Source organism: Stutzerimonas stutzeri, assembly GCF_024448715.1.
Lineage (GTDB): Bacteria > Pseudomonadota > Gammaproteobacteria > Pseudomonadales > Pseudomonadaceae > Stutzerimonas > Stutzerimonas stutzeri_AR.
Genome location: NZ_JAMOHZ010000003.1, coordinates 359,681 through 372,309 on the forward strand (window position 1 = coordinate 359,681; position 12,629 = coordinate 372,309).

At 62.0% G+C, this 12,629-nt stretch carries 8 protein-coding genes; 4 read left to right on the forward strand and 4 right to left on the reverse strand.

The genetic code is table 11. The annotated features are described in order from the left end of the window. Positions 1-338 precede the first annotated feature (338 nt). Complete coding sequence (locus NAV33_RS08495) at positions 339-3,809, forward strand: hybrid sensor histidine kinase/response regulator (RefSeq protein ID WP_255978887.1); 3,471 nt, start codon at positions 339-341, stop codon at positions 3,807-3,809. 11 nt (positions 3,810-3,820) lie between these two features. Here the strand turns inward: NAV33_RS08495 and rmuC are convergent, their stop codons facing one another. After that, a complete protein-coding gene (rmuC, locus tag NAV33_RS08500; protein ID WP_255978889.1) occupies positions 3,821-5,296 on the reverse strand; it encodes a DNA recombination protein RmuC in 1,476 nt (491 codons plus the stop codon). A 90-nt stretch (positions 5,297-5,386) separates the two neighbouring features. Next, positions 5,387-5,740, reverse strand: coding sequence for a tetratricopeptide repeat protein (locus NAV33_RS08505; RefSeq protein ID WP_255979324.1), 354 nt, complete (start codon positions 5,738-5,740; stop codon positions 5,387-5,389). Positions 5,741-6,300: 560 nt separating this feature from the next. Here NAV33_RS08505 and NAV33_RS08510 point away from each other — a divergent pair. The 3 genes from NAV33_RS08510 to NAV33_RS08520 are packed head-to-tail and all read left to right on the forward strand — an operon-like array spanning position 6,301 to position 9,478. Further along, the gene (locus NAV33_RS08510; protein ID WP_255978891.1) at positions 6,301-8,880 is read left to right on the forward strand and encodes a YdbH domain-containing protein; all 2,580 of its coding nucleotides are present in this window, start codon (positions 6,301-6,303) and stop codon (positions 8,878-8,880) included. A gap of 38 nt (positions 8,881-8,918) precedes the next feature. Then, entirely contained in the window at positions 8,919-9,110 is a 192-nt protein-coding gene (locus NAV33_RS08515; protein ID WP_025241104.1) for a YnbE family lipoprotein, read from the forward strand. 23 nt (positions 9,111-9,133) lie between these two features. Next, a complete protein-coding gene (locus NAV33_RS08520) occupies positions 9,134-9,478 on the forward strand; it encodes a YdbL family protein (protein WP_255978893.1) in 345 nt (114 codons plus the stop codon). A 42-nt stretch (positions 9,479-9,520) separates the two neighbouring features. Here the strand turns inward: NAV33_RS08520 and NAV33_RS08525 are convergent, their stop codons facing one another. Both NAV33_RS08525 and NAV33_RS08530 read right to left on the reverse strand, forming a co-directional pair. Further along, positions 9,521-10,507, reverse strand: coding sequence for a lipid A deacylase LpxR family protein (locus NAV33_RS08525; RefSeq protein WP_255978895.1), 987 nt, complete (start codon positions 10,505-10,507; stop codon positions 9,521-9,523). 151 nt (positions 10,508-10,658) lie between these two features. Beyond that, positions 10,659-12,620, reverse strand: a complete 1,962-nt coding sequence (locus tag NAV33_RS08530) for a PhoX family protein (protein WP_255978897.1) — start codon at positions 12,618-12,620, stop codon at positions 10,659-10,661. Positions 12,621-12,629 lie beyond the last annotated feature (9 nt).

Consider the following 12,629-nt stretch of genomic DNA (forward strand, 5'->3'; position numbering starts at 1 on the left):
AGGACGGTACTTTCGCCCGTTTCATCTGCGACGACCAGCCTCATGCGACCATGGTCGCAGCCGCAACACGCGGGCCTCTTTTACTGCGAAACTTTGCAAATTCATCTATCACTAAGCGGCAGCTCCGGTTATCCGATAGCTGCCGAGCATAGGCTGTCGCCCGAGCGGTATTCCGGTTCTAACAGACGCATCGCACCGGCTGACCTCGGTCAGCACAATCGGCGCGACCGCCCTGCTATACCGACATTGCTTGAGCGCCGCCAGGCTCGGCATGCCCGACCAGTCCAAGCGACCGGCCAGGGCGCAAGCCCGCACTTTATTTGCTGTCTGGAGTTCGCATGTTGTTGTCCGGTGGGCTGATCGCGCTGGTCGCCTTCACTTATATGGCTGTGCTGTTTGCCATCGCCTTTTATGGCGATCGCAACCGTGCAGAGATGTCGACGCGGGTACGCGCCTGGGTCTATAGCCTGTCGCTGGCGGTCTATTGCACCAGCTGGACTTTCTTCGGCGCCGTCGGCCAGGCGGCCGAACAGCTCTGGTCGTTCCTGCCGATTTACCTCGGGCCAATTCTGCTGATGCTGCTGGCGCCACAGGTGATCCAGAAAACGATCATGATCAGCAAGCAGGAGAACATTACCTCTATCGCCGACTTCATCGCGGCCCGCTACGGCAAGTCCCAACTGCTGGCGGTGGTCGTGACGCTGATCTGCCTGGTCGGCGTTTTGCCCTACATCGCCCTGCAGCTCAAGGGCATCGTGCTCGGTGTGAACCTGCTGATCGGCAAGCACAGCGAAGCTGTTGCCGGCTCCGGCGCGCAGGACACGGCACTGATCGTGTCCGTGGTGCTGGCGCTGTTCACGGTGCTGTTCGGTACGCGCAACCTGGATGTCACCGAGCACCACCGCGGCATGGTGTTGGCGATTGCCTTCGAGTCCCTGGTCAAGCTGTTCGCCTTCATGGCGGTCGGCGCCTTCGTCACATTCGGCCTGTATGACGGCTTCGGCGATCTGTTCAATCAGGCTTACGATTCCTCGGAGCTGACAGGATTCTGGGAGGAGACGGTGAATTGGCCGGCGATGCTGGTGCAGACCTCCGTGGCGCTGATGGCCATTGTTTGCTTGCCCCGGCAGTTTCACGTGACCGTGGTGGAAAACATCGAGCCGCGCGACTTCCGCCTGGCGCGCTGGGTATTCCCGCTATATCTGATGCTGGCCGTAGTATTCGTCATCCCGATCGCCCTGGCCGGCCAGATGCTGCTGCCGGGCGGGGTCAGTCCGGACTCCTTCGTGATCAGCTTGCCACTGGCCGAAGCGCACCCGGCGCTGGCGATGCTGGCCTTCATCGGGGGCGCATCGGCTGCCACCGGCATGGTCATCGTCGCCAGCGTGGCCCTGTCGACCATGGTATCGAACGACATGCTGCTGCCTTGGCTGTTGCGCCGCAATGAAGCCGAGCAACCCTTCGAGGAATTCCGCCACTGGATGCTGTCGGTACGCCGCATCAGCATCGTCGCGATCCTGCTGCTGGCCTACGTCAGCTATCGTCTGCTCGGCTCCAGCGCGAGCCTGGCGACCATCGGCCAGATTGCCTTCGCGGCCCTGACCCAACTAGCGCCGGCGATGGTCGGTGCCTTGTATTGGAAGCAGGCCAATCGCCGCGGTGTGTTTGCCGGCCTCGCCGCCGGCGCGATGATTTGGGTCTACACGCTGATCCTGCCGCTGCTCGGCTGGCCGCTGGAGATGTTCCCAGGTCTGCAGTGGATGTACACCGCCCAGCTGCCGTTCGACACCAGCGCGCTGACGCTCGGCGTAATGCTGTCGCTGGTGGGCAACGCGACGTTGTTCTTCTGGGTCTCGATCCTGTCGCAAACCCGCGTGGCCGAACACTGGCAGGCCAGCCGCTTCATCGGTCAGGAGATTCACCCGACAGCCAGCACGCGCCGGCTGCTGGCTGTGCAGGTCGAAGATCTGCTTTCGCTGGCGTCGCGCTTCGTCGGTGCAGAGCGCGCAGAGCTCAGTTTCCAGCGCTTCGCCCGCCGCCACGGCCATGATTATTCGCCCAAGCAGCAGGCCGATGGCCAGTGGATCGCTCATACCGAGCGTCTGCTGGCCGGTGTGCTGGGCGCCTCCTCGACCCGCGCCGTGGTCAAGGCCGCACTGGAGGGCCGCGACATGCAAGTCGATGACGTGGTGCGCATCGTCGGCGAGGCTTCCGAGGTGCTGCAGTTCAACCGTGCCCTGCTGCAAGGAGCGATTGAGAACATCACCCAGGGCATCAGTGTGGTCGACCAGTCGCTGCGGCTAGTAGCCTGGAACCATCGCTACCTGGAAATGTTCGAGTATCCGGACGAGTTGGTCTACATCGGCCGGCCGATTGCCGATGTGATTCGTTATAACGCCGAACGCGGCCTTTGTGGTCCCGGCGATCCGGACACCCATGTGGCCAAACGGCTGTACTGGATGCGCCAGGGTCGCGCGCACACCTCCGAGCGGTTGTTTCCCAACGGCCGGGTGGTCGAACTGATCGGCAATCCGATGCCGGGCGGCGGCTTCGTCATGAGTTTCAGTGACATCACCGCCTTCCGCGAAGCCGAACGTGGACTGAAAGATGCCAACGAAGGCCTGGAGCAGCGCGTTACCGAGCGGACCCTGGAACTGTCGAAACTGAACAAGGCGCTGACCGAAGCCAAGAGCACTGCCGAGGCCGCCAACCAGTCGAAGACGCGTTTTCTGGCAGCGGTCAGCCATGACCTGATGCAGCCATTGAATGCCGCACGACTATTCTCCGCTGCCTTGTCGCACCAGCAAGAGGTCCTGCCGAGCGAAGCGCAAGATCTCGTTCGCCACCTGGACAGCTCGCTGCGCTCGGCCGAGGACCTGATTTCCGATCTGCTGGATATCTCGCGCCTGGAAAACGGTCGCATCACTCCAGATCGCAATCCCTTCCCGCTCGCCACCCTGTTCGACACCCTGAGCACCGAGTTCACGGTGCTGGCCGCTGAGCAAGGCGTCGACTTCCGGGTACATGGCAGCCGATTGCGGGTCGACAGCGATATCCGCCTGCTGCGCCGGGTACTGCAGAACTTCCTCACCAATGCCTTCCGCTATGCCAAGGGGCGCGTGGTGCTGGGCGTGCGGCGTCAGGGCGCGTCGCTGCGCCTGGAAGTCTGGGACCGCGGCCCGGGCATCGCCGAAGACAAGCTGCGGGTGATCTTCGAGGAATTCAAACGCCTGGACAGCCACCAGACCCGCGCTGAGAAAGGACTGGGACTAGGCCTGGCGATTGCTGACGGCTTCTGCCAGGTCCTCGACCACCCCCTGGCGGTGCGCTCCAAGCCCGGTAAAGGCAGCGTGTTCAGCGTGACCGTGCCGATCGCCAACAATGTGAGCCGGCAGGTAAAGGCCAACGGCAAAGGCGAAGCGCAACAAACAGCGCTGACGGGCATCCAGGTGCTGTGCGTCGACAACGAGGACAGCATCCTGGTCGGCATGCATAGCCTGCTATCTCGCTGGGGCTGCCAAGTCTGGACGGCCAGCAACCGGGCCGATTGTGTGGCGTTGCTGAAGGAGGACGTAAGGCCGCAACTGGTCCTGGTCGACTATCACCTGGACCATGGCGAAACCGGTTCCGAGTTGATGGCCTGGCTGCGTACCCGCCTCGGCGAGCCGGTGCCCGGCGTGGTGATCAGCGCCGATGGCCGCCCAGAGCTGATCGCCGCGGTCCATGCAGCCGGTCTGGATTTCCTCGCCAAACCGGTCAAGCCGGCCGCGCTACGTGCCCTGATGAGCCGCCACGTGCCGTTGCACTGAGCGGCGGCGTACTAGTCCTCAGCTTCTTCAAGCGGTGTCTCGGCACCGGCACGCTCGAGCCAGTCGGCTGGCAGCCGTTTGCTTGCTCGCGCGCCTAGCAGCTTGAGCTGTTCAGCGCGGCCGACGAGGTTGCCGCGCCCATCGGTGAGCTTGTTGCGCGCACCGATATAGGCCTTGTCCAGTTGCTGCAGGCGATTGCCGATTTCGTCCAAGTCCTGAATGAACGCGGCGAATTTGTCGTAAAGCGCCCCCGCCCGTTCAGCGATTTCACGGGCGTTCTGGCTCTGCCGCTCCTGGCGCCAAAGGCTGTCGATCACCCGCAACGTCGCCAACAGAGTAGTCGGGCTGACAATCACGATGTGCTTGGCATACGCCTCTTGGAACAGCTCTGGATCGGCCTGTAGCGCTGCTGCGAAGGCAGCCTCTATAGGCACGAAGAGCAGCACGAAATCCAGGCTCTGCAGGCCTTCGAGGCGCTGGTAATCCTTCAGCGACAAACCCTTCAAGTGATTACGCAACGACAGCACATGCTGTTTGAGGGCCAGCGCGCGGCTGCCTTCGTCTTCGGCGCAGGTCAGCGCCTGGTAAGCCGTCAGGCTGACTTTCGCGTCCACGACGACCTGTTTGTCGCCCGGTAGCTGAATCAATACGTCCGGCTGAAAGCGCTCGCCATCGGCGCTCCTGAGGCTGACCTGGGTGTGGTATTCGCGGCCCTTCTCCAGCCCGGCATGTTCCAGCACCCGCTCGAGAATCAGCTCGCCCCAGTTGCCTTGGGTTTTCTGCCCCTGTAGGGCGCGGGTCAAGTTGGTCGCCTCGTCACCCAGCCGCTGGTTCAGCTGCTGCAGCCGTTCGAGCTCCTTGGCCAGCGAAAACCGCTCGCGGGCTTCGTTCTGGTAGCTCTCCTCGACGCGCTTTTCGAATGACTGGATACGCTCCTTCAGCGGATCGAGCAGCTGCCCGAGACGCTCTTGGCTGGCTTCGGCGAAACGCTGCTCGCGCTCCTCGAAGATCTTTCCGGCCAGCTCGGCGAATTGCGCGCGCAGCTCGTCGCGGGCGCCTTGGAGATCTTCCAGACGCTGATCATGAGTTTTCCGCTGTTCGTTCAGTTCGGCATTGACCGCCGCGTGAGCTGCGCTCAGCGTGCGCAGCTCGGCCTGCTGGGCATCGCGCTCGGCCTGTAGATCGTCGAGGTTTTCACGGGTTTCCAGGCGCTGAGCCTGCAGCCACTCGGTCTCCCGTCGCAAGGCGGCCAATTCGGCCTGCAGCGCGGCGCGGGTTTCCGTGAGATCAGCATGTTCCAGGCGACTGGTTTCCAACTGTGCACTGAGGCCTTCTTGGGCCATGACCGCCTGACTCAGGCGCTCGTCCAGCAGCGCCAGCTCGGCCTGCCGTTGAGAGAGCCGTCGCTGCAACAGGCCCGCCACGGTCGCCAACATCAGGCAAAGAGCGCCGAGCCCGGCAAGCAGATAGGTTGGTTCGAGAGGCATGAACTGCTCCGGCTGAATTGCCGGGCAGTATAGCCAGCGAGGCCCTTCCGGTCAGTTCAGACCCTCTGCCACGCTGATGAGGATTGTTATTTAGCGCTTGGCCTGTAACTGCTGTAGCACTCGCGAGGCTTCGGCAGAACCCTGCGCCGCAGCTTGTTCCAGCCAGTGCCTGGCCTTGCGCAGCTCGCGGTGCTTCGGCTGACAGTACAGCTGGCCAAGTTCCAGCTGCGCTTGGCAGTCACCGGCACGCGCCGCCTGACGCAGCAGCTCGAGACCGATACGACGGTCACGCTGGCTGTCGCAATCATTACAGAGCAACCGTCCCAGGCGGCTCTGCGCTTCGACCACACCTTCCAGCGCGGGCTGCTTGAGCATCCGGCCGGCGATACGTTTGACGCTCTTGGTCTGTCCTAGACGCTGGCTGTCCAGCAGCCACAACGCCATGCGCAATGGCAGGCGTGGAGAGGATGAAGCGCTATCGGCCGAAGCCGAAGCAAGAGTACGCGTTCTCATGGTCACCGAAAGCTTCGGGGGACAAGGGCGCGCACTCTACTCTTTTTTTCGGAGAGTTAAAGTCTTGCAAAATGCTGAAAAACGCGATCCGTATCACACAAAAATTTAATCCACAGAAGCTGTGGATAACTCTGTGGGCAAACAGGTTACAGATTTCCCTAGCGCTGATGGTTAGCGGCCTGCGGTTAAACTGGCGCTTTTTTCGCCAAAGAAATTTATCCTTATTTTTCAATAAGTTAATTATCGATCTATGGGCCAATGCGGTTTACGACAGTTTGTCATAAGCGCTTGACAATGCGCTCCGCAGAATGTGCACAAGTTTGGCGCAACAAGCGCAAACCGCCCGTCCAAAGCGCTTCCGCGGGCTTTGGAGCGAGCAACTCGGGAACTTTTCGAAAGATGGCCAGTCGTCGGCTGCACCGATTCGAGGCACGTCGCACGCGTGCATCGAGCAGCTTATGCTTGCACGTTGACCACAACGGGAAAGGGCTATGACGAAGCAGCGCAAAACCCTGGCCTGGGCGGTTGCAGGCGTACTTGTGCTCGTCTTAGGAACCGGCGTTTACGGCGGATTCCGCTGGCAGGAGTTCAAGCGCAAACATGGAATTGTCACGTTCGATGTCAGCGGCTTGCGCCTGACAGCTGACAGCCTCTCCCTGCGACAAATTGTCTTGATCCAGCAGCCAGTGGCCGACGAACGGCGTGAGATTACGGTCAAAGGTCTGCAACTCGAGGTCGGTACCTGGTGGCAGCCGCTACCGCTTCGGTCGCTCAGCATTGAGCACCTTGAAGCACAGTGGCAGCAAGCACCGGGTACGGACGTCGGTACTGTCAGCGAGGATGAGCCGCTCGCCTTGCCCGATCGCACGCAACTCGAACGCTGGGCCGCCTGGATTCCCCGACAGGGCCGCATCGCTTCCCTCGACTTGGCTCTGCCCTGTGCAAGCGGCACTTGCCGGGAACAGGGTCAAATGAAGTGGCAGCACGCAGGTGAGCAAATGCTGCCAGCCGAAGTGAGCATGCAGGTGCAGCGCAACACGCATCGCCTGTCGCTGCTGGCTGATATGTACGAACAAGGCGACAAAACCCATGTGGATCTACAGCTGCAGCTGGACGGCCAGCAGCGCCTGACGATGCAGAACCAGCTGACACCTGATAGCAGCGCAACACGATGGCGCGGCAGTCTGGCCATGAGTGAACTACCGGAAGCCCCATGGCTGCTGGAATGGCTAGCCGATTGGACGGCCTACGTGCCGCCGCCACTGCCCCAATTACCCGAGCAAATGCGCATCGGTGCCGGTTGGGCGCTATATATCGATCAGAATGGCCTCAAAGACGGCTGGAAAGCCATGGAAGGCGAGTTGCGGCTGTCCGCAAACCTTCCCACGCCCTGGCCTGTGGCGGAGCTCGGCCAGTTGCAGGGCCAGCTGGATCTGACCGCCAAAGCCGACCGCGGCAGCTGGATCCCGACGGCGCTAGCGGCGGATATGCAACTGCAGCCCGCCGCCGCGCTGGTCGCCAAACTGCCAGCCCAGCTAAGGCCTGCAAATATCCACTTGGTCGTTACGCCAGGTCCTGCAAGCGAGTCGGCCTCAACGCTGCCATTGAACATGCAGCTGACCGCGCGCGGTCCCTCTCCCGTCACGCTCGATGCGCAGCTCATGCTCGAAACCGCCACTGCGCCCTTTGCCGTGGCTTTCGAGCAGACTCGCCTGAGCTTTCAAAGTCCCGCGCTGTTATTGCCAGACATGGCAATGAAGGGATTGAGCGCCGATGTATTAGTCAACGGCCGCGCCTCTGAAGAGGCCGTTATCGTTCAGCTCGGCAAGGGCTCGCAGCTCAAGCTGGATAGACTGACGAGCGGGACAGAGATCACCGCAGAAAACCTGCAATTGGATGTGGCCGGTATAGGCCTCGAGGCAGGCTTCACTGAACGGAAGCTGCAACGACTGCTGATCGACGGACAGGTCGCGGTGGAAGTGGCCAAGCTACGCCAGTCCTCGCTGCGCCCGCAGGGTTGGCGCTGGAGCGGCACGCTCAAAGGCGATCGTGAACGGATTTCGCTCGATGGGCCGCTGGGCAACGATGCCGGGCTGACCCTCCCACTCACGCTCACGCACAACTGGACCAATGGCGCGATCCGCCTGAATGCCAAGCTCCCGGAGCTGTTCCTGCGTGCCGGCAATCCGCTCGCCGCTACCCTCGCCGATTGGCCGCCAGTGCTGGAGCTGAACACCGGCCGTCTGCAGGCTCAAGGGCAACTAGAAGTAACTGCTGACGGGCCGCCGACCGCCACGGCGACGCTTACGGCCAAGGGCCTCGGCGGCATTTACGATCGCACCGAGCTGAGCGGACTCGACGCCAGCCTGGGCCTTGCATTGCAGCGCAACCAATTACGGCTGGACATACAAGAGCTGACCCTGCAGCAGGCCAATCCCGGCTTCACCTTCGGCCCATTGCGCTTCAACGGGGAATACCTCGGAAGGCTCGAAAGCCTCGATCGAGGCCGCCTCGCCTGGACTATCGCTGAAGCTCAGCTGCTGGGCGGTAGGCTCTGGCTGGACCCCGGCGCTGTCGATCTGGGCGCCAGCAAACAACAGCTGACGGCTCATCTGCGCGGTTTGCAACTGCCGTTGTTGTTCGAGGCCTACCCCACCGAAGGCCTGTCCGGCACCGGCGTGGTCGACGGCGAGCTGCAATTACTACGCAGCGAGGCAGGCATAAGCATCGAACAGGGCTCGCTGCGGGCCCGTGAGCCAGGCGGCATCCTGCAGTTCCGCTCCGCGAAGATTCAGGCGCTGGGCCAGTCCAATCCGGCGATGCGCCTGGTGACCGAGGCATTGGATGACTTCCACTACGACCTGCTCGCCAGCGACGTGCACTACGCCGCCGACGGCACGCTGAACCTCGGGCTGAAGCTGCACGGCCAAAACCCTGCACTGGAAGGCGGGCGACCGATCAACTTTTCGATCAATCTGGAAGAAGACATTCCAGCGCTACTGACCAGTCTGCAATTGTCCGATCGCGTCAGCGAAACCATTCAACGACGCGTGCAGGAGCGGCTCCGATGAGGCAATGTAGCGACGACCCCGTACAGGAGAAGACCGTCATGCGGTTGTGCCATCCCATCAGCATTCTGGCGCTGGCCTTGCTGGCCAGCGCCTGTACACCACGCGTAGAACTGGCCGTGCCCAACGAGCCGATCAACATCAACCTCAACGTGAAAATCGAGCACGAGATCTATATCAAGGTCGACAAGCAGCTCGACTCGATCATCAACGAAGACAGCGGTCTGTTCTGACCCCGCCGCTCTGAAGGAATGTTATGAAAACCTATCTGAAACTCGGAACTCTGCTCATGGCGCTGTGCCTGGCCCTGCCCGCCGCCGCCATGACCCTTAACGAAGCCATGTCCGCCCTCGGCCAGGCCAAGGCCAGCGGCCAACTCGGCGAAAAGCCCGACGGTTATCTGGGCGTGGTGCAATCCGGCGGCGATGCCGAGGAGATCGCCAGCCAGATCAACCAAGCACGGCGCGCCGAATACCATCGCCTGGCGCAGAAGAACGGCATCAACGTCAGCGATGTCGAAGCGATTGCCGGCAAGAAGGCCCTCGAGAAAACCCCGTCCGGCCAGATCATCCAGCTAAACGGAACCTGGGTGAAAAAGTAAGAAGAGCCTGCGGGGTGCGGATGCGCGCCCCGCAAACCCTTTTCAGAACCAAGTCGAGACCGTCAACGAACCGAACTGGTCATGTTCATCCTGGCCGTTGAATTCGCGGGTGCGCCAGACACTGGCGAATGCGAGCTGCCAGCTGTTCCAGGTCAACGCCACCCCTGCCTTGGCATCCCCCACCCATTCGCGTGGGTCCACCGAATGGCTGCTCTTGAACGTATTGCCTTCGAGCAGCATGTTCTGCGCCATGTAGCGTCCTTCCACGTTGGCGAACAGGTTCCAGGCGAATCCGCCGCCCTGGTCGAAAAACATGCTGCCACTCTGCGCGGGCGCCACCGCCGGAATGCTGAAGCTGCGCGCCAGCCCTTGCCCGAAGCGCAACCCAAACCCGGCAGAACCATAGGTATAGAGATTGCCCAGCGCAAACCCAGCGCTCGGGCCGTATTCGAACTCCAACCCGCCGAGACGCTGCTGCAGCCACCAGCGATGTTGATAGGCAAGGTTTACGAAGGGCTCGTTGCGCAGCTGATTATCCCAACCCCGCGGTTCGTCGCTGTCAGTGACTTCGTGGACCCGGCGCTGGATTTTCTTACCACCAGCGGCAGGCCCGACGATCCCTACGTCCAGATGCAAACCGCTGGCGCCGCGCCACCCCTCGTGCTGGTCATCCGAAAAGATCGACATCCCGGCGAACAGCAAACCCGCATAAGGCCGGTCGTCTTCGATCAGCTCAGCTCGCTCGATTTCGTTTGGCGTGTAGATTTGATGGCCCAGTCGGTAAGCGACATTGTCCACCTCATCCGCGCTCCAGCCTGGCATAGCTCCGGCAAATCGCCGCGACCAGTGATCGGCATCAGGCTTGAATGAGCGCATCAACTCAAACCCGTTGGTGTAATGACCATCGCTGTCGCTGGCGATGATGTCGTTTTCGATTTTCAGCGAGTAAAGGTCCGCATGGCTTGCGAGGGGGATGCAAGCAACGAGTACGGCAAGAGAGATACGTGTGCGCAGCTGCGGAATTGCCATGGCCCAGCTCCTTGGTTACATGCAATAGGGAATGTATCTGCATGTTTAGAGCCAGGTGTTTGCCGAAACGTTCATCGACGCGCTTAGCCCGCATCTCACACAGTGGGCCGGCTCTTTTCTGAGCCTAGCCCATCGCTCCGCCGATTCGCTGTCAGGTTCCGATGACGCCCCCATCATCCTTGGTGATGAGCACCGTCGAGGCTCGCGGACGAGTCTTGCCGTCACTGGCCGGGAAGCTCAGCTCGGGGTGCTGCACGTTGATCCACATGGCGCGGTAATCCGGGCTCCAAGTGATGCCGGTGATCTCGCACCCACGGGGACCGACCAGAAAGCGTCGCACCTCGCGGGTTTTCGGATCGGCGCAGAGTAGCTGGTTGGTGCCCATGGCCTGCATCGCTGGTTCCTCATCGCCGTAGTCGGTCTCGATCCACAGCCGGCCGGCGCCATCGAACGCCACGCCGTCCGGCGAGGAGAAGATATCGCCATCGATAGTGCCAGTGAGGTTGGCCGGCACCGGCTGGCCCTCCGCATCTTTAGCGCCGGGCCGCTCGCCGGCCAATAGAAAGACCTCCCAAGTGAAGGCCGTGGCGGTTGGGTCGGCGCCCTGCTCGTTCCAGCGAAGGACCTGCCCGTGCAGGTTGTTCGGCCGCGGGTTGGCCTTGTCGGTCGGCTGCTTCACGCCGCGATTGTCATTATTGGTGAGGGTCACGTAGACCTCACGACTGCGCGGGTGGACCGCGACCCACTCCGGACGGTCCATGGGCGTCGCGCCCACCTGGTCGCCAGCGGCGCGCGCGTTGAGCAGCACCTCGGCCTGATCGGCGAATCCGTTCTCAGCAGTTAAGCCGTTCTGCCCGTGGACCAGCGCCAGCCATTCACCGCTGCCGTCGGCATTGAAACGCGCCACATAGAGAATGCCACTATCTAACAGTTGACGGTTGGCCTGATCGGCACCGGGCACGTAACGCCCGCTGGGGACGAATTTATAGACGTACTCGCCCTTGGTGTCGTCGCCGGAATAGAAAGCCATGCGGCCGTCCTCGCCCAGCGACAGCACCGAACATTCCCGGCAATAACGGCCAAAGGCGGTGCGCTTGACCGGCGTGCTTTGCGGGTCGAAAGGATCGACCTCGACCACCCAGCCGAAACGGTTCGGCTCATGCACGTGGCCGCCGTATGGTCGCGACGGGTCCGGCGTGGCGTTGAAGCGCGGGTCGGCGGTTTCCCAGCCGTAGAGCTTGCTCATGCCCTTGCCTTCGATGCCGTAGCGCTTGTGCGATACGCGCTTGGCCATGTCCTCGGCGTCGTGATTGACGAAGTAGTGGTGCCAGTTTTCCTCGCAGACGAGGTAGGTACCCCACGGCGTGAAGCCGCTGGAACAGTTGTTCAACGTACCGATGATCTCGCGCCCACTCGGGTCGGAGGCGGTCTTCAGCGCGCCGTTACCGGCCAGCGGACCACTCACTGCCATCGGCGTCATCGCCGAAATGCGGCGGTTGTGGCGCGACGGCATGACCCGCTGCCATTGGCCCTGCGCATCCTTTCTCACCTCGATGACGCTGACGCCGTGGGCCGCCTGCTCTTTGCGCACTTCGTCCAGCGGGCGCTTGCCGTCGATGAGCGTCATGCCGTTGGGATGCAGCGGCGGATTGACGTACTCATGGTTCATCACCAGCAGGCCGTGGCTGTCCGGTTTTTCCGCGAAGGGAAAGAAATGCATGCCGTCGTGGTTGTCACCGGCCTGCTTGAGCTGCGCCTGCCAGTCGTCACTGGCATCGGGGTTCCATTCGGGCGCATCGGCCAGCACGGCATCGCCCCAGGAGAAGAAGATCCGCGCGCTGTAGCCCGGCGCCACCTGCACGCTGTCGAATTTCGGATCGAGTTGGGTGGGAATTCCAGTGAAGCCGATCAGCGAATCAGACTGTCCGGCGCTGCGGCAGGCGCTCAAACTGCCGCCGAGAAAGCCCAGCGCGGCGAGGCCCATCCCACCCTTGAGCATGTTGCGACGGCTGCGATCGACCAGTTGCCCCAGCGAGGCATTCGAGCTCGGGTTAATGGCCTGATCGTCGAGGGTTGAAAGGTTGGCGTGGAAACTCTGAAAATCCTGTTTCATCAATGGCTC

Bases quoted from the DNA above. Each gene is read 5' to 3' on its own strand.
- NAV33_RS08530 (WP_255978897.1), bottom strand. From the start codon at position 12,620: ATGAAACAGGATTTTCAGAGTTTCCACGCCAACCTTTCAACCCTCGAC.
- NAV33_RS08505 (WP_255979324.1), bottom strand. From the start codon at position 5,740: ATGGCGTTGTGGCTGCTGGACAGCCAGCGTCTAGGACAGACCAAGAGC.
- rmuC (WP_255978889.1), bottom strand. From the start codon at position 5,296: ATGCCTCTCGAACCAACCTATCTGCTTGCCGGGCTCGGCGCTCTTTGC.
- NAV33_RS08515 (WP_025241104.1), top strand. From the start codon at position 8,919: ATGCGGTTGTGCCATCCCATCAGCATTCTGGCGCTGGCCTTGCTGGCC.
- NAV33_RS08520 (WP_255978893.1), top strand. From the start codon at position 9,134: ATGAAAACCTATCTGAAACTCGGAACTCTGCTCATGGCGCTGTGCCTG.
- NAV33_RS08495 (WP_255978887.1), top strand. From the start codon at position 339: ATGTTGTTGTCCGGTGGGCTGATCGCGCTGGTCGCCTTCACTTATATG.
- NAV33_RS08525 (WP_255978895.1), bottom strand. From the start codon at position 10,507: ATGGCAATTCCGCAGCTGCGCACACGTATCTCTCTTGCCGTACTCGTT.
- NAV33_RS08510 (WP_255978891.1), top strand. From the start codon at position 6,301: ATGACGAAGCAGCGCAAAACCCTGGCCTGGGCGGTTGCAGGCGTACTT.